We start from the raw sequence: 22749 nt of genomic DNA, 5'->3' as shown, positions 1-22749 counted from the left end.
CCTAGTTGTCTTTAACTTTCGTTACCAGTGCCTTGGCACCGCTTTTATTGATCATGGTCTGGGTAAACGAATCTACCTGCAGGAGCTCTATCTCAATGATAAGCTCAACTTGAACACCATAATCCGCTTGGACCTCAACAGCCTGATGCTGAGCCATAATAGATTGTGCAATTGGCACGAAGCTATAGTCTAACTCTAGCCGTAATTTTGTGGTTATTTTTTTCTCGATAGTTTGAAGCAGCTTGAGAGCTTGTTGTACTCCTCCACCGTAAGCCTTAACCAAACCACCCGTTCCGAGCTTGATTCCGCCAGAATAACGAGTCACAACAGCCGTTAATTCACCAACGCCTGAACCCGATAACTGCGCCAAGATAGGCTTGCCAGCGGTACCTGAAGGCTCACCATCATCACTAAAACCCCATTTCATAGAGTCTTCCGGTCGCCCTGCCACAAACCCCCAACAATTATGTCGCGCTGAAGAATGCTCTTTTTTTACCTGCTCTACGAACTGTTTAGCAACTTCTACACTTGGTGTATGAGCAAGCTGAGTAATGAATACGCTCTTTTTAATCTCTTCTTCAAACAGAGCCGATGCTGACGGTATTAAATAGGGCTGTTCATTCATATCGTTGACTTAATTATTAAGAGCGGCGAAGTGTATCACGCGTGAATAATAACGGTTAGAGGATCTGTGCTATCGCACAATGTTAAACAATTGTTTAAAAAATGTATTGAAATTAATCAGGCAGAGGTACAGACTAAGATAACTGGTCTTACCAGGTATTCTACAATAATAGAAAGATAACAAGATTCTCTCAAACAATCGTGGATTGTATGTCATGGAGATAGACAATGATTTACCAAGCTAACACCCTACAGGTAAAGGAATTACAAGATGGTATCGCTGAACTAAGCTTCTGCGCGCCGGCCTCTGTAAACAAACTCGACCTCGCTACTTTAGAATCACTAGACAAAGCGTTAGATGCTCTTAATGCTCACGCAGGATTACGTGGTTTAATCTTAACTTCAAACAAAGACGCGTTCATTGTAGGCGCAGACATCACTGAATTTCTTGGCCTATTTGCTAAGCCAGAAGCAGAACTTGATGAATGGTTAAGATTCGCTAATTCAATCTTTAGTAAGCTCGAAGATCTTCCTGTACCAACTCTTTCAATGATGCGTGGCCATGCTCTTGGCGGTGGCTGTGAATGCGTACTCGCAACGGACTTCCGTATTGGTGACAAAACCACCAGCATAGGTCTACCAGAAACAAAACTGGGTATCATGCCTGGCTTTGGCGGTTGTGTGCGCCTACCTCGTGTTATAGGTGCAGACAGCGCAATGGAAATTATCACGCAAGGCAAAGCATGCCGCGCAGATGAAGCGCTTAAGATTGGCTTGTTAGATGCGATTGTTGATACAGACAAACTATTAGAGTCAGCGATTAATACTGTTTCACTGGCTGCAAATGAAAAAATCGATTGGCAGCTACGTCGTAAACAAAAAACATCAGCGCTATCACTGAGTAAGTTAGAAGCAATGATGAGCTTTACCATGGCTAAAGGCCTTGTAGCTCAAAAAGCAGGCCCTCATTACCCAGCGCCAATTACTTCAGTTATTGCTATTGAAGAAGCAGCACGTAGCGATCGCGATGCGGCATTAGACATCGAACGTAAACATTTCGTTAAACTAGCGAAATCAGAAGAAGCAAAAGCTCTTGTTGGCTTATTCCTTAATGACCAATACATTAAAGGCTTAGCAAAACAGGCTGGTAAATCTGCAAATAAAGCAACTGAGCGTGCTGCCGTACTCGGTGCTGGCATCATGGGTGGCGGTATTGCTTACCAATCTGCGCTGAAAGGCGTGCCAGTAATGATGAAAGACATCGCACAGGCGTCTCTTGATCTTGGTATGAACGAAGCATCTAAGCTATTGAATAAACGTTTATCACGCGGTCGCCTAGATGGATTCAAGATGGCAGGTATTCTGTCTTCGATTACTCCAAGCTTGCATTATGCTGGTGTTGAACAATCTGATGTGATTGTGGAAGCGGTTGTAGAAAACCCGAAAGTAAAAGCAGCAGTACTGAGTGAAGTTGAAGGCCTAGTTGGTGAAGACACGGTTCTAACATCAAATACCTCAACGATTCCGATCAACCTGCTGGCGAAATCTTTAAAGCGCCCAGAAAACTTCTGTGGCATGCACTTCTTTAACCCAGTACACCGCATGCCTTTGGTTGAGATCATCCGTGGCGAGCATACTTCAGAAGAAACTATTAATCGCGTAGTTGCTTACGCAGCGAAAATGGGCAAATCCCCAATCGTTGTTAATGACTGCCCTGGCTTCTTCGTAAACCGTGTACTTTTCCCTTACTTTGGCGGTTTCAGCATGTTGCTACGCGACGGTGCTGATTTCACTAAAATAGATAAAGTAATGGAACGTAAGTTCGGTTGGCCAATGGGCCCTGCGTACCTGCTAGACGTTGTTGGTTTAGACACTGCACACCATGCACAAGCAGTAATGGCGCAAGGTTTCCCTGAGCGTATGGGCAAAGAAGGTCGTGATGCGATTGACGCACTTTACGTCGCTGAAAAATACGGCCAGAAGAACGGCAGCGGTTTCTACACATACAGCGTAGACAAACGCGGTCGTCCTAAGAAAACTTTCTCAGAAGACATTCTTCCTATCCTGGCTGATGTATGCCAACAGCCACAAGACTTTGATGACCAGACCATTATCCAGCGTGTGATGATTCCAATGATCAACGAAGTGGTGCTTTGTTTAGAAGAAGGCATCATTGCTACACCGCAAGAAGCGGATATGGCATTGGTTTACGGTTTAGGCTTCCCTCCATTCAGAGGCGGCGTATTCCGCTACTTAGACAGTGTGGGTATTGGTAACTTCGTTGAAATGGCGAAGAACTACCAAGACTTAGGTGCAATGTACCAAGTTCCTCAACTATTGCTTGATATGGCAGCGAAAGGCGAAAGCTTTTACGACGGTCAACAAGCCAGTTCTCTGTAACCCACTCTTGGAAAAGGAATAGCAAAATGAATAATGTAGTTGTTGTTGATTGCCTTCGCACCCCAATGGGACGTTCCAAAGGTGGAGCTTTCCGTCACACTCGTGCTGAAGATTTGTCAGCACATTTGATGAAAGGCATTTTAGAGCGCAACCCAGAAGTAAACCCTGTCGAAATTGAAGACATTTACTGGGGTTGTGTACAACAAACGCTAGAGCAAGGCTTCAACGTCGCACGTAACGCTGCTTTGCTTGCTGGTCTCCCGATTGAGATTGGTGCGGTAACGGTCAACCGTTTATGTGGCTCATCTATGCAAGCTCTGCATGATGCAACCCGCTCTATCATGGTTGGCGATGCTGAAATCTGCCTGATCGGTGGTGTAGAACACATGGGCCACGTGCCAATGAACCACGGTGTTGATTTCCACCCAGGCATGTCTAAGCACGTAGCAAAAGCAGCAGGAATGATGGGCCTAACGGCTGAGATGCTTGGTAAAATGCACGGTATTAGCCGTGAAGATCAAGACGCATTCGCAGCACGCTCACACGCTAGAGCTCAAGCGGCAACGGTTGAAGGTCGTTTCAAGAATGAAATCCTACCAACAGAAGCTCACGCGGCAGACGGTTCACTGTTCACTCTGGATTATGATGAAGTAATTCGCCCTGAAACTACTGTAGAAGGCCTGTCTCAGCTTCGCCCAGTATTCGATCCAGCAAATGGTACGGTAACAGCAGGTACTTCATCAGCACTGTCTGATGGCGCTTCTGCAATGCTTATCATGAGTGAAGAAAAAGCCAACGCGCTTGGCCTTAAGATTCGTGCTCGCGTGAAGTCTATGGCTATTGCAGGTTGCGACCCTTCTATCATGGGTTACGGCCCAGTACCAGCAACCAAGAAAGCACTGAAACGTGCAGGCTTAACGATTGAAGATATGGGTGTTATTGAGTTGAATGAAGCATTCGCTGCTCAGTCTCTTCCATGTGCGAAAGATCTAGGTCTACTGGATGTGGTTGACGTGAAAGTAAACCTTAACGGTGGTGCCATTGCACTGGGTCACCCACTAGGCTGTTCTGGCTCTCGTATCTCAACAACCCTGATTAACCTAATGGAAGCACAAGACGTGAAATACGGCTTAGCAACCATGTGTATTGGTTTAGGCCAAGGTATTGCAACGGTATTTGAACGCCCATAGCGCTCGTTGATTGTAATACTTGTAGGGTAATAATTTGTGCAGCTATATTTATATAGCTGCACTTTTTATTGCTCGGCGTCCAGTAATGTATCGATTCGTTCAGCGAACTTAGCAAGAGAAAAAGCGCCACTCACATCTATGCACAAAATGCATAGACTCAATGTTGATGTTTCATTATTTTTTCTTCGGTGATTCAACTAAAGTTACTTCAGTTTCCTAATATTCCTCCCACGGAGCAGATCATGTTTAAAGCACTTGTACTAAACCAAGAAGACAAAAAAACTATCGCGTCAGTTTCTCAAATTGATGAGTCTCAATTACCAGAAGGTAACGTGAAGGTTGATGTAAGTTACTCTTCTTTGAACTACAAAGATGGTTTGGCGATTACAGGTAAAGGACGCATTGTTCGTAACTTTCCTATGGTTCCTGGTATCGACCTTTCTGGTGTGGTTTCACAATCTGAAGACCCACGCTACAAAGCGGGCGACGAAGTTGTTCTAACTGGCTGGGGTGTTGGTGAAGGCCACTGGGGCGGCATGGCGGAGAAAGCAAGCCTAAACGGTGATTGGTTAGTGCCAATGCCATCAGGTCTAGACGCTAAAAAAGTAATGGCTATTGGTACAGCAGGCTTTACAGCAATGCTTTGTGTTCAAGCTATTGTAGATGCTGGCATCAAACCAGAAGACGGTGAAATCCTAGTAACAGGTGCAAGTGGCGGCGTAGGCAGTGTGTCTATCACTCTACTAAACCAACTGGGCTACAAAGTCGCAGCTGTGACTGGTCGTGCTTCTGCAAATGGCGAGCTATTAAAATCACTAGGCGCAACACGTATTGTAGAGCGTGCTGAACTAGAAGAACCGGCGAAGCCACTTGAGAAACAACTGTGGGCTGGTGCTATCGATACTGTAGGTAGCAAAGTACTTGCAAAAGTATTGGCGCAAATTGATTACAACGGTGCGGTTGCAATGTGTGGTCTAGCAGGCGGTTTTGACTTACCAACCACGGTAATGCCATTCATTCTACGTAACGTTCGCCTACAAGGTGTTGATTCAGTAATGTGCCCTCGTGAGAAACGTATTAAAGCGTGGGAACAACTTGCTGAGTTGCTACCTGAGTCTTTCTACGGCCAAGCGACTAAAGAAGTATCTTTAGATGGTGCTATTCAAGCTGCAGAAGACATCACTAACGGTCAAATCACTGGTCGCGTAGTTATAAAGCTTTAGTAATCAGCTAAAGCTTAAATATCCCAGATCAACAAAGGGCTGATAGTAATCAGCCCTTTTGCGTTTTAGTCATTGAGATCGAGTAAACCAAAGCTAGATCTAAGTTAAGTTACCCCAAGCCAACATCCGCAATACGCTTCTGAATCAATTCACCACACTCCTCTTTTACCACCCTTCTTAACCATTGTTGCGAGGCAGAAGAATCGCAGCGAGAGTGCCAGATCAGAGAGTAATCAAACGGCATAAACTCAAATGGTAATGGCTTAACAACCAAGTCATAGCGCTCTGCCACCAAATAAGCCAAATCGGCAGGCACAGTAATCACCAACGGCATTCTATCGACAATCGCCAATGCGGCTTCAAGGTGATAAGCACGCAGCACCATTTTGCGAGGCTGTTGATTAGCTAAAGCGTTATCGAGTAAAGCCTTAACACCATCACTGATCGCAATCATCGCGTGAGGTGAAGAAACATAATCTTCAAGACTTAACGATCGATCGGCTAAAGGGTGATTTTTAGATAACAAACACGACACACCGACCGGCCCCAATACTTCTTGATGAAGTGGTGCAACGCTGCCACTCGGGCGACAAATAGCCATATCGACACGTTCGGTGCTGAGTTGCTTAAATAAATGCTCATGCTGCAGCGGCGCAAATTCCAATGAAATATTAGGCGCTTGCTCGTAAATCTTAGGTAACGCATACGGCAAGATGGTTTGCATCGCGTAGTCAGTGGTTGCGATCAGAAAACGCTCACTGCAATAGTAAGGGTCAAAATCACTAGGGCTAAGCAGTTGGCGGAATGACTCTAAAGGTTGATCAATACGTTGACTGATTTCGAGTGCTTTCTTGGTGGGAATAAGATGCTGACCTTGGCGTGTAAACAGAGGGTCATTGAGTAACTCTCGAAGTCGTCCCAATACACGGCTGGTTGCTGATTGGCTTAAGTTAAGCCGAATCGCAGCCTGACTAACACTGCCTTCTTCAATCAATACCTTTAAGGCGACCAATAAATTAAGGTCTCTACGATAGATGTCTTCTAATTCCACGCCACTTACCTAGCTGTATACAATTGTCATTGATCACTACGTTGTTTATAGCATGCTTTAGATAAAAAAAATCCCGCAATTACGCGGGGAAGCCCAAGAAAATTTGGGGATAGTGTCGGAATGTTGTCGTATCGGAATTCGCTGTTATATTCGGGTTAGTGTTCTTGCTCTTCGGCTATGCCTTGCCAACGGCGCATCTCTACCCAAATACCAATAATCGTTGCTATTATGCCAAATATTGGCATCAGTGAGGTCTCTGTCGATGAGCGTAGTACTAACGCACAAAAAGAAATAAAACAGAGAACTGAATAAATTGTTAATCTATCTAATCCTGTCAACATCGCCACTCCTTAGCTAGTTGCCTTTGCTTCAAGTTGTTATCAACTTGTTAATTAAGTTATAGGAAATGACTCCACTTGCCAAGCACTTATTGCATATTTTTTCTGCAGACGTATTATTCACTCGTTAGATAGATATAGAGATACAAACCATGACATTCAAACCTGAACTGGCAACCCATACTTTAGAAGCTGAAGGCCTGCGTTGCCCAGAACCAGTAATGATGGTCAGGAAGACAATTAGAAACATGCAGGATGGCGATGTGTTACTGGTAAAAGCTGACGACCCTTCGACAACTCGTGATATTCCGAGCTTTTGTCGTTTTATGGATCATCAGTTAGTCGGCCAAGCGACTGAAGCTTTGCCTTACCAATATTTGATAAGAAAAGGGTTGGAGGCATAACGCCTCACCTAAATATCAAGCATCAAAAAAGCCGCTCGTACCTTATGTTCTTAAACAGAACTCAGAGTACGAGCGGCTTTTTGTTTATTCGTTTCTAGACTTGTTTTGCAGATGCTCAAGCTGATGCTGAATTTCTCGGATATCTTTGCGCATAGGAATAATATGCGCGACCCGAATCCAGGCTTCTACTGCAAGCCCGGTCATGATCATCGAACCAGCCACCATTGGTAGCCACATGTCCGTCAACACCATGCCTAATAGTGTAAGTGCAAGACCAAAGGTAAATAGATAACTTTGGCTTTGTGGAGTGATACCCATATAACGCGTCAACATAATCATGCCCTCGTGTTCTTAACTCACAAGATTAAAATATCATGACAAGTATGACAGTTATATGTCCATTCGATCGATAAACCTGACAATACTGTAAGAGTATGACCTACAACACATTACTCTACTGGTTGAGTATAATAAGACTCAATACCACCGCTTAATAGAAAGCCGCTGCGATAGCCAAACCCACGAATAACAAAGCAGTGATCTTGCGAATCAGATCAAGAGGCATCTTATCTGCCGATAACTTACCAATGATCACCACAGGCACATTCGCCAGCAACATACCAATGGTAGTACCCAGAATCACCCACGTTAATGCATCAGAATATTGGGCCCCTAGAATGGAGGTCGCAATCTGAGTCTTATCGCCAATCTCAGCAATAAAGAAAGCAATAAAACTGGCGACAAACGGACCACGGTTAGAGATGGCTTCATCGTCGTCCAGTTTATCCGGAATAAGAATCCAGCCCGCCATAGCGATAAAACTGACCACCAGCACCCATTTCAACACTTCAGGAGATAAGTAATCCGCGACCACAACACCGAGCCATGCAGCAAGGGCATGATTGGCAATAGTGGCAAAGAAGATAGCGGCAATAATCGGTATCGGTTTTCGATATCGACTGGCTAATAAAAGGGATAACAACTGAGTCTTATCACCGATCTCGGCTAAGGCGACAGTTGTAATTGAAATTGCTAAAACGCTCACGACATGCTCATTTGGGACGGAGATTATTATATTTAACCAAAGACAAACCTCGCGCCCCATCCCGGTTCACGATGCTTGTCTAAGGTCTTGCTAAGCGCCACCAAAGGTGGTGGTTGCCTCGAACGCCATGATGATTTTGCATCAATTATGTTGACGGACGAACTCATTCAATAGGATATGAATAAGTAAGCTACTCCCCAAAGACCGCGAGATTTTAATCACCCACGCTTTCAAACACAAGTGTCAAAGTTATCAAAATATCCACTTGTGCCGAAAAACAAACATTAAAGGCAAAAAAATCCACTAAACGACATTTTAGACCACTAATTAAACAAGATTACCCCTACTCGCTTTACCAATATCTCGGTATACTCAGAGGTTATTTTTCTCATTCATTTAAAAGAATCGCGCGAACCTGACTATGCAAAAATACGATATCAAAACCTTCCAGGGAATGATCCTCGCGCTGCAGGATTACTGGGCACAAAACGGTTGTACCATTGTTCAACCACTAGATATGGAAGTAGGTGCTGGCACCTCTCACCCAATGACATGTCTACGTGCACTTGGCCCAGAGCCAATGTCTACGGCATACGTTCAACCTTCTCGTCGTCCGACCGATGGTCGTTACGGTGAAAACCCGAACCGCCTGCAGCACTACTATCAATTCCAAGTAGCTCTAAAACCTTCTCCAGATAACATCCAGGAGTTGTACTTAGGCTCTCTTGAAGTTCTTGGTGTCGACCCGCTTGTTCACGATATTCGCTTCGTAGAAGACAACTGGGAAAACCCAACGCTAGGCGCATGGGGTCTTGGTTGGGAAGTATGGCTAAACGGTATGGAAGTGACTCAATTCACTTACTTCCAACAAGTTGGCGGCCTTGAGTGTAAGCCTGTAACTGGCGAGATCACTTACGGTATCGAGCGTCTAGCAATGTACATCCAAGAAGTAGACTCAGTTTACGACCTTGTATGGAACGTAGCACCAGACGGTTCTAACGTGACTTACGGTGACATCTTCCACCAAAACGAAGTTGAGCAATCAACGTACAACTTCGAGCACGCAGACGTAGATTTCCTATTCACTTTCTTTGACCAGTGCGAAAAAGAGTGTAAAGAGCTACTTGAGCTTGAGAAGCCACTGCCGCTTCCAGCTTACGAGCGCATTCTAAAAGCAGGTCACGCATTCAACATCCTTGATGCGCGCAAAGCTATCTCTGTAACAGAGCGCCAACGTTACATCCTTCGCATCCGCAACCTGACTAAAGCTGTTGCAGAAGCGTACTACGCGTCACGTGAAGCGCTTGGCTTCCCAATGTGCCGTTCTGTAGAAAAAAAGGAAGGTAAATAATCATGGCGAAGAATTTTCTAATTGAACTGGGTACGGAAGAGCTTCCACCAACGGCACTTCGTTCCCTAGCAGAAGCCTTTGCTTCTAACTTTGAAGCGGGTCTTAAAACGGCTGAGCTTTCTCACGAAGGCATCAAGTGGTACGCAGCACCTCGTCGTCTAGCACTTAAAGTGACTGCACTGGCTGAAGGCCAAGCAGACAAAGTGGTTGAGAAGCGCGGTCCTGCAATTTCTGTCGCATTCGATGCTGAAGGCAACGCGACTAAAGCTGCACAAGGTTGGGCGCGTGGTAACGGTATTACCGTTGAGCAAGCTGACCGCCTGAAAACAGACAAAGGCGAGTGGCTTCTTTTCAAACAAGAAGTGGCTGGCAAACCTGTTCAAGAATTGGTAATGGACATTGCTGCGAAAGCTCTCGCTGGCCTACCAATTCCTAAAGCAATGCGCTGGGGTAACTCAGACATTCAATTTATCCGTCCAGTGAAGACACTGACAGTACTACTAGGTGATGAGCTTGTTGAAGGCAAAATTCTAGGTGTAGCATCTGCTCGTACTATCCGTGGCCACCGTTTCATGGGCGAACAAGAGTTCACAATCGACTCTGCTGACCAATACCCTGCGATCTTAGAAGAGCGCGGTAAAGTAATGGCAGATTACGATGCGCGTAAAGCGATCATTCTTGCTGATGCTAAAAAAGCAGCAGATGCGGTTGGCGGTATTGCTGACCTAGAAGATGATCTTGTTGAAGAAGTTACCTCTTTGGTTGAATGGCCAGTGGTGCTTACTGCTAAGTTTGAGCAAGAGTTCCTAAAAGTGCCTTCTGAAGCTTTGGTTTACACCATGAAAGGCGATCAGAAGTACTTCCCTGTATACGATTCAGAGAAAAACCTACTACCGAACTTTATCTTCGTTTCGAACATCGAGTCTAAAGAGCCTCGTCACGTTATCGAAGGTAACGAGAAAGTGGTACGTCCACGTCTTGCTGATGCTGAGTTCTTCTTCAACACCGACCGTAAGCGTCCGCTTATCGACCGTCTTGCTGAACTAGACCAAGCTATCTTCCAGAAGCAATTGGGGACGATCAAAGACAAAACAGACCGCATCACAGAACTTGCTGGCTACATTGCTGAGCAAATCGATGCTGACGTTGAAAAGTCTAAGCGTGCTGGCCTACTGGCTAAATGTGACCTAATGACATCGATGGTATTCGAATTTACGGATACTCAAGGTGTAATGGGCATGCACTACGCAACGCACGATGGTGAAGACGAGCAAGTAGCACTAGCACTTTACGAGCAGTACATGCCTCGTTTTGCGGGTGACACACTACCAAGCACTGGCATCTCTTCTGCGGTTGCAATGGCAGACAAGCTAGACACTATCGTAGGTATCTTCGGTATTGGTCAAGCACCAAAAGGTTCTGACCCATTCGCGCTACGTCGTGCATCACTAGGTGTGCTACGTATCATCGTTGAAAACGGCTACAACCTAGACCTAACCGATCTAATCGGTAAAGCGAAAGAGCTACTAGGTGACAAGCTGACCAACGACAACGTAGAAACTGACGTTATCGACTTCATGCTAGGTCGTTTCCGCGCATGGTACCAAGATGCTGGTTTCAGCGTTGATATCATCCAAGCGGTATTAGCACGTCGCCCAACCAAGCCAGCTGACTTTGACCAACGTGTCAAAGCGGTTTCTCACTTCCGTGAATTGGAAGCAGCAGAAGCACTAGCAGCAGCGAACAAGCGTGTAGGTAATATCCTTGCGAAATTCGATGGCGATCTACCCGCTGAAATCGATCTAGCGCTTCTTCAAGAAGACGCAGAGAAAGCGCTGGCTGAAAACGTTGAAGTAATGACGGAAGCACTAGAACCAGCATTCGCGACAGGCAACTACCAAGAAGCCCTAAGCAAGCTTGCTGATCTACGTGAACCAGTAGATGCATTCTTCGATAACGTAATGGTAATGGCTGATGACGAAGCGCTTAAGAAGAACCGTCTAACGCTACTGAACAACCTACGTAACCTGTTCCTACAGATTGCTGACATCTCTCTACTGCAAAAATAAGCACGAGTGAGACAGTTACTCTAGACATACTCTTAGTAACTAACGGTAAACACCCAAAGGGAAGCGAAAGCTTCCCTTTTTGTTTTTGTGAACCAAGCATTTGTTTGTAGGCGTATTATTGATTAACTGAATGAAACAGCACTCAGACTGTAGAGGGCATTGTTTGCTATAAATAACCTGTTTATTCAGGGGAAGGGAACAATGAAAAAAACAGTACTCGCGCTTTCAATACTCGCACTCAGCGCATGCAGCCAAACCAGTGACAACAACCTACTGCTGACGATTGATAACGACACTGTCGTATTTGAATCATCAGGTAAAGGCACCGTAATTGCAGAACAGGAACTCGCCAAAGGTAGCTATACCTTCTCTATCAGCGACGCTCAAAAGACCTGTGGTACTAACTATGCTTTGGCTGAAGAGAGTCGCATCAAATTCAATAAACCCCTTCGTCTAGACGACTGTGCCGAGAATTCTGAAATCGCCATCAAGGTCTTTCGCGCTAACACCTACCAGTTTACGTTGAACCCTCAGACCAATGAACTCACGGTTCAGATAAAGCCAAAGCAGCAACAAGTTCAAAGCTTTGCCTGCCCTGTACCTAGTGACCAGCCAACCACCATCAACGTTGCTCAAACCTTTGATGATGGCACCTTGGTAAGAGACGCCCTTTCAGGAAAACAAGTCACAGTTACCAACGGCAGCGTCACCATGCAGCCAGCAGAAAATAGCCAAGGCGTTCTGCTACTAGAGAAAGTAGAACCAGAAACCAAAGCTGATTTTAGCTGGGACAACGCCACGGTTTACTTCGTGATGACCGATCGCTTCCACAACGGTAACCCTGACAACGACAATAGCTATGGTCGCAGTCAAGATGGACAAGATGAAATCGGCACCTTCCACGGTGGTGACCTAGCAGGCTTAACCGAAAAGCTCGACTACATTGAATCGCTCGGGGCCAATGCTATCTGGATTACCTCTCCACTAGAGCAAATCCACGGCTGGGTTGGCGGTGGTGATCGCGGTGACTTCAAACATTATGGCTACCACGGCTATTACCATCAAGACTGGACCAAGCTTGATGACAACATGGGCACAGAGGATGAACTTAAAACCTTTATCGATACAGCTCATAGCAAAGGCATTCGCGTCGTCTGGGATGTGGTAATGAACCACACGGGTTACGCAACGCTTGCCGACATGCAAGAATTCGACTTTGGTAAACTCAACCTTACCGATGAACAAGCCAAACAAACGCTTGGTGAGAACTGGACCGACTGGCAACCAAAGGCAGGTCAAAACTGGCACTACTTCAATAATTTCATATCCTACAGCGACCAAGACGCTTGGGAAAAGTGGTGGGGTAAAGCGTGGTTACGCAGTGATATCGGCGCTTATGACTCACCGGGGTACAACAACCTCACCATGTCTTTGGCGCACCTGCCCGATTTCAAAACAGAATCGACAGAAACTACTGGGCTACCTAACTTCTATCTCAACAAGTCCACCAGCGCCACGGATGAACTCAAAACACCTCGAGAGCATCTCATCACTTGGTTGTCTGATTGGGTGCGCGACTACGGTGTCGATGGTTTCAGAGTCGATACCGCTAAGCACGTTGAGCTAGAAGCATGGGCAGAGCTTAAAGAGAGCACGAACCAAGCGCTTGCAGAATGGAAGCAGAACAACCCAGATAAAGCCTTAGATGACCTGCCCTTTTGGATGACGGGTGAAGTGTGGGCACACAGCGTAGTAAAATCAGATTACTTCGCTAATGGCTTTGATTCGATAATCAACTTTGAATTCCAGAGTGATATCGCACCTAAGGCGCTTAAATGCTTATCCGATCTCGATGCTGACTACCTTCGCTATGCAGACAAGATCAACAACGACAGTGAATTCAACGTGTTGAGTTACCTATCGTCTCACGACACTTCTTTATTCTGGACACAACACGGCAGTGACTTTGCGAAACAGACCAAAGCAGCAAACGCATTGATGTTGGCTCCCGGTGCGGTGCAGATCTATTACGGTGATGAAATCGCTCGTGATTTCGGCCCGACAGGATCAGATCCAATGCAAGGGACTCGCTCTGATATGCCTTGGGATCAAATCACAGGTGAACGAGCACAACTGTTAGAACATTGGCAGACGCTTGGTCAATTCCGTCAGCGCCACCCATCGATTGCCCAAGGTAAACACATCATCCGTAACAGCAAGGGCTACTATGCCTTCGAACGCCAATACCAAGATGACAAAGTATTGGTTGTTTACACAGGAACGAAGTAAACGTTCATTGAAATAATCAGTAGAAACTAAAAGGAGAAGCTTAGGCTTCTCCTTTTTTTATCACGAAACACTCATTCAATAAGAAAGCAGACACTCATTAGTTAAACTTTATAGAAGTTTTTTTCGCGTTAGCGCATTTGGCGCTATGCGTCGCAAAAACATTGCGGTATGTTCAAGGAACACACTGATGGTAGACATAAGGTCTGCCTTAATGACACATAACAAGCAATCACAATGAATTAGGTAAAATAAGTAATGCAGTTCTCTAAGTTTGGTGAAAAATTTAATCGATACTCTGGAATCACTCGTTTAATGGATGATTTGAATGATGGCCTGCGCACTCCTGGCGCAATCATGCTCGGTGGTGGCAACCCAGCCGCTATTCCAGCCATGCTCGATTACTTTAACCAAGCCAGTGCCGACATGCTCGCCAGTGGAGAACTCATCGCCGCCCTCGCCAACTACGATGGTCCGCAAGGCAAAGACAGCTTCATCAAGTCGTTAGCTACAATGCTAAAAGATACTTACGGCTGGGACATCAGTGAGAAGAACATTAGCCTAACTAATGGTAGCCAAAGTGGCTTCTTCTACTTATTCAACTTGTTAGCAGGTCAGCAGCCAGATGGCTCACACAAGAAAATCTTGCTGCCAATCGCGCCTGAGTACATCGGTTACGGCGACGCTGGCATTGATGACGATATATTTATCTCATATCACCCAGAAATAGAGTTGCTTGAAAACAGACAGTTCAAATACCACGTCGATTTTGAAAAGCTCAAGGTTGATGATTCAGTAGCGGCTATCTGTGCTTCTCGTCCAACTAACCCAACCGGCAACGTACTAACCGACGAAGAAGTACTTAAGCTGGATAAACTGGCGCGTGAAAACAACATTCCTCTGCTGATCGATAATGCTTACGGCTTACCGTTTCCAAACATCATCTTTGAAGATGTTGAACCGTTCTGGAATGAAAATACCATTCTATGCATGAGCCTATCCAAGCTTGGCTTGCCAGGCGTGCGCTGCGGTATCGTGATTGCGAGCGAAGAAGTAACACAAGCACTGACCAACATGAATGGCATTATCAGCCTAGCACCCAATAGTGTTGGCCCTGCGATTGCTAACCACATGATTGAAAAAGGCGATTTACTGCGCTTAAGCAGCGAGGTAATCAAACCTTTCTATAAAGATAAATCTTTACGTGCAGTTGAGCTTTTACAACAAGCAATCGACGACCCTCGTTTTCGTATCCACAAGCCTGAAGGCGCGATTTTCTTATGGCTATGGTTTGATGAGCTGCCGATTACCACCATGGAGCTGTACGATCGCCTCAAAGCTCGTGGCGTATTGATTGTTCCGGGTGAATACTTCTTTATCGGCCAAGAAGACGAATGGGATCATGCCCATCAATGTCTACGCATGAACTACGTGCAAGATGATGAGGCGATGCAGAAAGGCATTGCTATCATTGCTGAAGAAGTGAAAAAGGCTTACTCAGAACAGCAATAAGACCTTTTAGGTTACTGTAGACCAAATACAAAAAAGAGCACCGACCTTCTTCAAGGTACTGGTGCTCTTTCACTTTTACTTCCCGATATTTATTAGCTCAAATGAGCTAATAACGCTTAACCTTCTAGAAGACTATTACCATTGATAGCAATCTTACGTGGTTGCATCGCTTCTGGGATTTCGCGTTCTAGATCGATGTGAAGAAGACCATTTTCCATGCTTGCACCTACCACTTTTACGTAGTCTGCCAGTTGGAATTTACGCTCGAAATCACGCTCTGCGATACCTTGGTATACGAAGGTTTTCTCTGCTTCTGCTTTGCGCTCACCTTTAACAATTAGCATATTCTCTTTCTGAGTAAGATCTAATTGGTCATCAGAAAAACCAGCAACGGCCATAGTAATACGGTAGTTATTCTCGTCTTTTTGCTCGATGTTATACGGAGGGTAACCGCCAGAAGCATTTTTTGATGTGTTCGCTTCCATCATATTGAATAGACGATCGAAGCCGATTGCGTTGCGGTAAAGTGGAGTGAAATCTACAGTTCTCATAATGCTATCCTTTTAGTAAGCAATAGTCTTAGCCGTGAATTTTACTGAGTTCGAACCTGTGTGTGACCCAGTAAACAGCTAAGGGATTCAGTTCGCATTCCTCGGGTTTCACCTCTATTGGCGACAACGCTGGGACATGGCAATGAATCAATTTTTAAATTGTGTGCTGACAAAGTTATCCTCTCTTGAGCGATACTTCGTCAGCGATAATGAAGGTTCTGTTTCTTCTCTTGTAGAGCAAGACAGTCATCCTCTTCACAACTAGATATGTGGAATGAGCAAAATAGTTTCAAGGGATTATTTTCAATTATTTTTCCAATCCAATATTTTTCAATCACTTAAAAACAAAAAAGACCGTCATTTCTGACAGTCTTTTCAATAAGATATTGAGTTTTTTGAGACGAAGCTATTTCGTTTTAGTTCAAGGAAGAGGCGCGGAGCATACGAATGTATGTGAGCACCTCTGACACAGAAATTAAGCGAAAGAGCGAAGTATCAAAGATACTAAACGTCTAGGTTAGCTACTTTAAGTGCGTTTTCTTCGATGAAGTTACGACGCGGCTCTACTTGGTCGCCCATCAACGTTGTAAACAACAGATCAGCACCAACAGCATCTTCAATCGTTACTTGCATCATACGACGAGTTTCAGGATCCATTGTCGTTTCCCAAAGCTGATCAGGGTTCATCTCACCTAGACCTTTGTATCGTTGTAGGCTCAGGCCACGACGAGACTCTTTCACTAACCAGTTCAGAGCTTCAACAAAGCTAGAAACCGCTTGAGTACGCTCACCACGCTTGATGTAAGCGCCTTCTTCAATCAAGCCGTCAAGCGCTTCAGAAAGGTCTGCTAGCTTACCAAACTCTTTCGAGTTGATAAGGTCAATGCTGAGTACATGTTCGTGAGTAACACCGTGTGTACGCACTACAATCTTAGGAACGCTTAAACCTAGCTCTTCGTGTTTTTCAACTTCAAGAGAGTATTGGCTCGCACCCGCTTCTTTGCCGTTTAGCTGCTCTACAAGCTGCTTGCCCCAAGCTTCAACGGCTGCTTCATCATGACACTGCTCAGCGGTTAGGCGAGGTACATAAATCAGTTCGTGAATCAATGCGCGTGGGTAACGACGGCTCATACGATCAACCAGCTTAATACCCGCATTGTATTGATGAACAAGCTTCTCTAAGCCTTCACCAGCAAACGCAGGCGCTTCAGGGTTTACGTGCAATTCTGCATTGTCTAAAGCTAAAGATACTTGATACTGGTTCATCGCATCTTCATCTTTGATGTACTGCTCTTGCTTACCCTTCTTCACTTTGTAAAGTGGTGGCTGAGCAATGTAGATGTAACCACGTTCAATCAACTCTGGCATTTGACGGTAGAAGAACGTCAGTAGCAGGGTACGGATGTGAGAACCATCGACATCGGCATCGGTCATGATGATGATGTTGTGGTAACGCAGTTTATCTGGGTTGTATTCGTCACGACCAATACCACAACCAAGTGCTGTGATGAGCGTTGCAACTTCTTGAGAAGAAAGCATTTTATCGAAACGTGCTTTCTCTACGTTAAGGATTTTACCTTTAAGCGGTAGGATTGCTTGGTTCTTACGGTTACGCCCCTGCTTAGCTGATCCGCCAGCAGAGTCTCCTTCCACAATATATAGTTCAGACAGTGCAGGATCTTTTTCCTGACAGTCAGCTAGTTTACCTGGAAGGCCCGCTAAATCTAATGCGCCTTTACGACGTGTCATCTCACGAGCTTTACGCGCTGCATCACGAGCACGTGCTGCATCGATAATTTTCGAACAAACGATTTTCGCTTCACCTGGGTTCTCAATTAAGAACTCAGACAGCTTCTCACCCATTGTAGACTCAACCGCAGACTTCACTTCTGAAGAAACCAGTTTGTCTTTAGTTTGGCTTGAGAACTTAGGATCTGGCACTTTCACCGAAACAATCGCCGTCAAACCTTCACGAGCATCATCACCTGATGTTGAAGTCTTCGCTTTCTTCGAGAAGCCTTCTTTGTCCATGAAGCTGTTCAATGTACGTGTTAGTGCACCACGGAAACCCGCTAAGTGAGCACCACCATCACGCTGAGGGATGTTGTTGGTGAAACAATAAATATTTTCTTGGTAACCGTCATTCCATTGCATCGCAACTTCAACGGTAATACCGTCTTCACGCTCATGATCGAAATGGAATATTTTCTGGATAATTGGTGTTTTGTTGGTGTTTAAGTGCTCAACAAACGCTTGGATACCGCCTTCGTATTCGAAGTGATCCATTTTGTCTTCTTCGCGCTTATCAATTAACTTAATTGATACACCTGAGTTCAAGAATGATAGCTCGCGTAAACGCTTAGCTAAAATATCGTAATGGAACTCGATGTTAGTGAAGGTTTCTTCACTCGGCCAGAAACGAATCTCTGTACCTGTTTTGTCCGTGTCACCTACAACCGCTAGTGGCGCTTGAGGCTCACCGTGGCAGTATGTTTGAGTGTGGATTTTGCCACCGCGATGGATAGTCAGAGTAACTTGCTTAGAAAGTGCGTTAACTACTGAAACACCAACACCGTGCAGACCACCAGATACTTTGTACGAGTTATCATCGAACTTACCACCAGCGTGAAGAACCGTCATGATTACTTCTGCTGCTGATACTTTTTCTTCTGGGTGCAATTCAGTTGGAATACCACGGCCGTCATCGCTTACTGACACAGAACTATCTTCATGGATAGTTACGATGATGTCATTACAGTGACCAGCGAGTGCTTCATCAATAGAGTTATCTACCACCTCAAAAACCATGTGGTGCAGACCGGTACCATCATCCGTGTCGCCAATGTACATTCCAGGACGCTTACGTACCGCATCCAGACCCTTCAGTACTTTAATACTCGATGAATCGTAATTATCTGACATAGTTACTCTCTGACTAATTATCCTTGCTCTATTTTGCCATGTTCCACATGAAACATCCTGCTATTTTCGTCATGCATATCTGCAATCTGGTCAGCGGTAATAGAGCTTACAAAAACTTGAGCCTTAGTCGCCTTTAAACACTCAGCAAGACGTGCTCGGCGTTGGCTATCTAATTCGGAAGCGAAGTCATCTATCAAATAGATGCACTGCTTACCTGTCATTTGAGTGAGGTGTTGCCCTTGTGCTACTCGTAGCGCGCATACCATCAACTTCAATTGACCTCGTGACAAGACATCTTCCACTGGAGTGCCATTCACTTTTATCTTTAGATCCGCTTTGTTTGGCCCACTGAAGGTGTAACCAAGCTGCTGATCCCTTTCAAAATTCTTTTCTAATATCTCGGCGTATGGGGTGTCTTTATCCCAGCCTCGATAGTAGTTCATCTTTATCTCAAACTCAGGTAAGAAGGTCGCGCAGATTTCTTCAGCGACTTCTTTAAGCTGTTCAACGTAAGTGGCACGCCACTGGCTGATGCTTTCAGCTAAACGGGCCAATTCTTGATCCCAATAGCTCAGTTCTCGATAATTCGTCGCCGTTTTCAATAATGCATTACGTTGTTTATTGAGGCGCTTTACCCTGCCCCAAGCATCATAAAAACCCGACTCACTGTGGAAGACTCCCCAATCAATGAATGCGCGGCGATGCTTAGGTCCATCGGTTAGTAAATCAAACCCTTCAGGGTGAATCAACTGCAAAGGTAAGACTTGAGCTAACTGAGCCAATTTCTGACCAGTTTGACCGCTTATTTTAACCTCTGTGGTGCCATCGCGCTGCTTATTAATGCCAATTGGCAGCTCAAATTGATCCGAGGTCATAAAACGGCCATGGACAAACAGTTCGCTACACTCATTTTGAATGATACGACCGGTTAGTGAGCTTTTGAACGAGCGACCATGTCCGAGCAGATACACCGCTTCAAGGACACTGGTTTTGCCGCTTCCGTTAGCCCCTATAAGAAAGTTAAAGCCTGATGACGGTTGAATGTCACAGGCTTCAATATTTCTAAACTGCTTTACGATTAAGCGCGATAAAGGCATAACGTCTTCATATTAATCTTCAATCACGGCTCGATAGACAAACGTTGTTGATAAGCAAACATAATTTATAAATAAACATGGCTTACAAACGAATCGGCATAACAACGTACATCGCGCTGTCATCTTGTGCGTTTTCAATCAACGCACTCGCATTCGCGTCTGACATTGAGATTCGAACCTGTTCACAACGCAGTGTGTTCAATACATCCAATACATAGCTTACGTTGAAGCCAATCTCTAGCGCGTCACCGTCGAAGGTGACGTCTAGCACTTCTTCCGCTTCTTCTTGTTCTGGGTTGTTCGCTGTAATACGCATCTCGGTATCTACAAGATTAACGCGAACACCACGGAATTTTTCATTCGACAGAATCGCAGCACGAGAAAACGCTGAACGTAACTCATCGCAGCCGGCTTCTAATGTCTTAGTGGTATTTTGTGGCATTACGCGGCGATAATCCGGGAAACGACCATCAACAAGCTTAGAAGTGAAGACATAGTTGTTCACTTCAGCACGCACATTAGAGTTACCAATCTGCAGCGTTACTGGCTGTTCAGGAGCATCCAGGAGCTTCACCAACTCTTGCACACCTTTACGAGGAACAATGATCTGCTTCTGAGCAAAATCGGCACCCAGTTGCGCTTGAGATACCGCCATACGGTGACCATCAGTTGCGACACTACGTAAGATAGAACCTTCAATCTCAAACAACATACCGTTGAGGTAGTAACGAACGTCTTGGTTCGCCATTGAGAATTGTGTTTTCTCGATAAGACCGCGCAATTCAGCTTGTGTCACTGACACTTCAACTTCACTGCTCCAATCTTCAATATTTGGAAAATCTGCCGCAGGTAATGTTGCCAATGAGAAACGGCTACGACCAGAACGAACCTGAACACGGTCACCATCCAATACCACGGTGATCACTGAGCTATCTGGCAAGCCGCGACAGATATCTAGGAACTTACGTGAAGGTACGGTAATGCTGCCCGCTTCGAAATCACCTTCAAGCGTTACACGGCTGATCAATTCAACTTCTAGATCCGTCGCTGTCATCGACAACACGTTATCTTCTACTTTAATCAGTAGGTTTCCTAGAATTGGAAGCGTTGGCCTGCCACCGAGTGCGCCAGATACTTGTTGTAATGGCTTTATCAGGTGACTACGTTCAATGGTAAATTTCATATCTTGCTCTTACGGTCTAAATGGCACTGCGTAATAGTACGTGGCCAAGATTCTGCTTATTAAGGTTAAGAATACTGTGTATTAAGAAGAAAGGGTACGAATCAAGTTCGAATAATCTTCTTTAATGTCGTGGCTCTCTTCACGCAGCTGAGCAATCTTACGACAAGCGTGCAGCACGGTCGTGTGGTCACGGCCACCGAATGCATCACCAATCTCAGGCAAGCTGTGGTTAGTCAGCTCTTTAGCCAGTGCCATCGCCAATTGGCGCGGACGAGCAACAGAACGAGAACGACGTTTAGATAATAGATCAGCGACTTTGATTTTGTAGTATTCAGCGACTGTCTTTTGAATGTTATCAATGGTGACCAGTTTTTCTTGCAGGGCAAGTAAGTCACGCAGTGCTTCACGCACGAAATCGATCGTGATCGGACGGCCAGTGAAGTTTGCATTCGCAATAACACGGTTCAATGCGCCTTCTAGCTCACGAACGTTAGAGCGTAAACGCTTCGCAATAAAGAACGCCACTTCATCCGCAAGATGAATTTGGTGGTCTTCTGCTTTCTTCATCAAGATCGCCACACGAGTCTCAAGCTCAGGTGGCTCAATCGCAACCGTCAAACCCCAACCGAAGCGGGATTTAAGACGATCCTCTACCCCGTTGATCTCTTTTGGATAACGGTCAGACGTTAGGATGATCTGTTGATTGCCTTCAAGCAGAGCATTAAAGGTATGGAAGAACTCTTCTTGAGAGCGCTCTTTATTAGCAAAGAATTGGATATCATCGATAAGCAATGCATCTACACTACGGTAGTAGCGCTTAAATTCTTCAATCGCATTGTTTTGGAGCGCTTTCACCATGTCTTGAACAAAGCGCTCTGAGTGCATGTAAACCACTTTAGCATTCGGCTTATTATCAACAATGGCGTTACCCACCGCATGCAACAAGTGCGTTTTACCTAAACCAGTACCACCATACAAAAACAACGGGTTGTAAGCGGTTCCTGGGTTATCAGAAACCTGACGTGCCGCAGCCAAACCCAGTTGGTTCGACTTACCCTCAACAAAGTTATTGAACTTATGTTTTGGGTTCACGTTTGAACGGTGATTAAGGTCAACCGCTACAGGTTCTTCATCACGCCAGATATTGTGTACTGGTTTGCGTGCTTGTAGCTGCGCAGGTGCAGACGACTCAGCAGCTACATCAGCAGCGGTACGTGTACGAGCAGGGGCGATAGCCTCAGACCTTGGAGCAATGACTCGTTTACTTCCAATCTCAAAATGAAGATGCGGGATATCATTACCACAATATTCTTGTAGCAAACGGTTAATGCTATTTAGGTACTTATCGCGCACCCAATCGAGTACAAATCGGTTTGGTGCAAATAGAGTTAGAGTATTACCATTGAGCTCCGCTTGTAACGGACGTACCCACATACTGAATTCTGTAGCTGGTAACTCTTCTTGAAGCTGTTGCAAGCATTGCAACCAAAGCGAAGATGACAC

At 45.2% G+C, this 22749-nt stretch carries 18 protein-coding genes and 1 riboswitch; of the genes, 8 read left to right on the top strand and 10 right to left on the bottom strand.

Translation table 11 applies throughout. The annotated features are described in order from the left end of the window. Position 1: 1 nt before the first annotated feature. Positions 2-625: a YigZ family protein gene (locus tag AC3CH4_RS00090; protein WP_102552457.1), complete on the bottom strand. Its 624-nt coding sequence runs from the start codon at positions 623-625 to the stop codon at positions 2-4. 227 nt (positions 626-852) lie between these two features. Between AC3CH4_RS00090 and fadB the strand changes: the two genes are divergently transcribed. The 3 genes from fadB (at position 853) to acuI (ending at position 5437) form a co-directional block, all read left to right on the top strand. Then, positions 853-3024 carry a fatty acid oxidation complex subunit alpha FadB gene (gene fadB, locus AC3CH4_RS00085; RefSeq protein WP_488543112.1) on the top strand — a complete coding sequence of 724 codons (2172 nt, stop codon included), beginning with the start codon at positions 853-855 and terminating at the stop codon, positions 3022-3024. A gap of 26 nt (positions 3025-3050) precedes the next feature. Further along, positions 3051-4214, top strand: coding sequence for an acetyl-CoA C-acyltransferase FadA (gene fadA, locus AC3CH4_RS00080; RefSeq protein ID WP_488543111.1), 1164 nt, complete (start codon positions 3051-3053; stop codon positions 4212-4214). Positions 4215-4456: 242 nt separating this feature from the next. Then, complete coding sequence (gene acuI / locus AC3CH4_RS00075) at positions 4457-5437, top strand: acrylyl-CoA reductase (NADPH) (protein WP_146453672.1); 981 nt, start codon at positions 4457-4459, stop codon at positions 5435-5437. A 109-nt stretch (positions 5438-5546) separates the two neighbouring features. Here the strand turns inward: acuI and AC3CH4_RS00070 are convergent, their stop codons facing one another. Next, positions 5547-6488, bottom strand: a complete 942-nt coding sequence (locus AC3CH4_RS00070; protein ID WP_372244125.1) for a LysR family transcriptional regulator — start codon at positions 6486-6488, stop codon at positions 5547-5549. A 155-nt stretch (positions 6489-6643) separates the two neighbouring features. Beyond that, entirely contained in the window at positions 6644-6829 is a 186-nt protein-coding gene (locus AC3CH4_RS00065) for a hypothetical protein (protein ID WP_017073805.1), read from the bottom strand. Positions 6830-6978: 149 nt separating this feature from the next. On the opposite strand from AC3CH4_RS00065, the gene tusA reads away from it, so the two are divergent. Continuing rightward, positions 6979-7230: a sulfurtransferase TusA gene (tusA, locus tag AC3CH4_RS00060; RefSeq protein WP_017055492.1), complete on the top strand. Its 252-nt coding sequence runs from the start codon at positions 6979-6981 to the stop codon at positions 7228-7230. 84 nt (positions 7231-7314) lie between these two features. Here tusA and AC3CH4_RS00055 read toward each other — a convergent pair whose 3' ends face one another. Both AC3CH4_RS00055 and AC3CH4_RS00050 read right to left on the bottom strand, forming a co-directional pair. Next, positions 7315-7569, bottom strand: coding sequence for a hypothetical protein (locus AC3CH4_RS00055; protein ID WP_004736676.1), 255 nt, complete (start codon positions 7567-7569; stop codon positions 7315-7317). Positions 7570-7720: 151 nt separating this feature from the next. Then, complete coding sequence (locus AC3CH4_RS00050) at positions 7721-8275, bottom strand: TMEM165/GDT1 family protein (RefSeq protein WP_017073807.1); 555 nt, start codon at positions 8273-8275, stop codon at positions 7721-7723. Positions 8276-8309: 34 nt separating this feature from the next. Continuing rightward, positions 8310-8486, bottom strand: a riboswitch (yybP-ykoY riboswitch). A 210-nt stretch (positions 8487-8696) separates the two neighbouring features. On the opposite strand from AC3CH4_RS00050, the gene glyQ reads away from it, so the two are divergent. The 4 genes from glyQ (at position 8697) to AC3CH4_RS00030 (ending at position 15493) form a co-directional block, all read left to right on the top strand. Further along, a complete protein-coding gene (gene glyQ, locus AC3CH4_RS00045) occupies positions 8697-9626 on the top strand; it encodes a glycine--tRNA ligase subunit alpha (RefSeq protein WP_017073808.1) in 930 nt (309 codons plus the stop codon). Between the two features lie 2 nt (positions 9627-9628). Then, positions 9629-11695: a glycine--tRNA ligase subunit beta gene (glyS, locus tag AC3CH4_RS00040; RefSeq protein WP_488543110.1), complete on the top strand. Its 2067-nt coding sequence runs from the start codon at positions 9629-9631 to the stop codon at positions 11693-11695. Between the two features lie 201 nt (positions 11696-11896). Next, positions 11897-13984, top strand: a complete 2088-nt coding sequence (locus AC3CH4_RS00035) for an alpha-amylase (RefSeq protein WP_488543109.1) — start codon at positions 11897-11899, stop codon at positions 13982-13984. A gap of 255 nt (positions 13985-14239) precedes the next feature. Further along, positions 14240-15493, top strand: coding sequence for a valine--pyruvate transaminase (locus tag AC3CH4_RS00030; RefSeq protein ID WP_017073811.1), 1254 nt, complete (start codon positions 14240-14242; stop codon positions 15491-15493). A 116-nt stretch (positions 15494-15609) separates the two neighbouring features. Here the strand turns inward: AC3CH4_RS00030 and AC3CH4_RS00025 are convergent, their stop codons facing one another. The 5 genes from AC3CH4_RS00025 to dnaA form a co-directional block, all read right to left on the bottom strand. Then, positions 15610-16044 (bottom strand): Hsp20 family protein, encoded by a 435-nt coding sequence (locus tag AC3CH4_RS00025; protein WP_102571935.1) that lies wholly within the window; start codon positions 16042-16044, stop codon positions 15610-15612. Positions 16045-16548: 504 nt separating this feature from the next. Then, on the bottom strand, positions 16549-18966 hold the full coding sequence (gyrB, locus tag AC3CH4_RS00020) for a DNA topoisomerase (ATP-hydrolyzing) subunit B (RefSeq protein ID WP_428785288.1): 2418 nt from the start codon (positions 18964-18966) through the stop codon (positions 16549-16551). Between the two features lie 17 nt (positions 18967-18983). Then, entirely contained in the window at positions 18984-20063 is a 1080-nt protein-coding gene (gene recF / locus AC3CH4_RS00015) for a DNA replication/repair protein RecF (protein ID WP_017073814.1), read from the bottom strand. Between the two features lie 82 nt (positions 20064-20145). Continuing rightward, a complete protein-coding gene (gene dnaN / locus AC3CH4_RS00010) occupies positions 20146-21246 on the bottom strand; it encodes a DNA polymerase III subunit beta (RefSeq protein ID WP_017073815.1) in 1101 nt (366 codons plus the stop codon). A gap of 81 nt (positions 21247-21327) precedes the next feature. Continuing rightward, entirely contained in the window at positions 21328-22749 is a 1422-nt protein-coding gene (gene dnaA, locus AC3CH4_RS00005) for a chromosomal replication initiator protein DnaA (RefSeq protein ID WP_017081729.1), read from the bottom strand.

This window comes from Vibrio sp. QJM3NY_26 (assembly GCF_057786005.1).
Note: the sequence above shows the minus strand (reverse complement) of the source record. Positions and strands in the feature narration are given on the sequence as shown.

Excerpts from the sequence above, each read along its gene's own strand:
- recF (WP_017073814.1), bottom strand. The coding sequence starts at position 20,063 with ATGCCTTTATCGCGCTTAATCGTAAAGCAGTTTAGAAATATTGAAGCC.
- AC3CH4_RS00065 (WP_017073805.1), bottom strand. The coding sequence starts at position 6,829 with ATGTTGACAGGATTAGATAGATTAACAATTTATTCAGTTCTCTGTTTT.
- gyrB (WP_428785288.1), bottom strand. The coding sequence starts at position 18,966 with ATGTCAGATAATTACGATTCATCGAGTATTAAAGTACTGAAGGGTCTG.
- glyQ (WP_017073808.1), top strand. The coding sequence starts at position 8,697 with ATGCAAAAATACGATATCAAAACCTTCCAGGGAATGATCCTCGCGCTG.
- glyS (WP_488543110.1), top strand. The coding sequence starts at position 9,629 with ATGGCGAAGAATTTTCTAATTGAACTGGGTACGGAAGAGCTTCCACCA.
- tusA (WP_017055492.1), top strand. The coding sequence starts at position 6,979 with ATGACATTCAAACCTGAACTGGCAACCCATACTTTAGAAGCTGAAGGC.
- fadA (WP_488543111.1), top strand. The coding sequence starts at position 3,051 with ATGAATAATGTAGTTGTTGTTGATTGCCTTCGCACCCCAATGGGACGT.
- fadB (WP_488543112.1), top strand. The coding sequence starts at position 853 with ATGATTTACCAAGCTAACACCCTACAGGTAAAGGAATTACAAGATGGT.
- AC3CH4_RS00025 (WP_102571935.1), bottom strand. The coding sequence starts at position 16,044 with ATGAGAACTGTAGATTTCACTCCACTTTACCGCAACGCAATCGGCTTC.
- AC3CH4_RS00035 (WP_488543109.1), top strand. The coding sequence starts at position 11,897 with ATGAAAAAAACAGTACTCGCGCTTTCAATACTCGCACTCAGCGCATGC.
- dnaN (WP_017073815.1), bottom strand. The coding sequence starts at position 21,246 with ATGAAATTTACCATTGAACGTAGTCACCTGATAAAGCCATTACAACAA.
- acuI (WP_146453672.1), top strand. The coding sequence starts at position 4,457 with ATGTTTAAAGCACTTGTACTAAACCAAGAAGACAAAAAAACTATCGCG.
- AC3CH4_RS00055 (WP_004736676.1), bottom strand. The coding sequence starts at position 7,569 with ATGATTATGTTGACGCGTTATATGGGTATCACTCCACAAAGCCAAAGT.
- AC3CH4_RS00090 (WP_102552457.1), bottom strand. The coding sequence starts at position 625 with ATGAATGAACAGCCCTATTTAATACCGTCAGCATCGGCTCTGTTTGAA.
- AC3CH4_RS00030 (WP_017073811.1), top strand. The coding sequence starts at position 14,240 with ATGCAGTTCTCTAAGTTTGGTGAAAAATTTAATCGATACTCTGGAATC.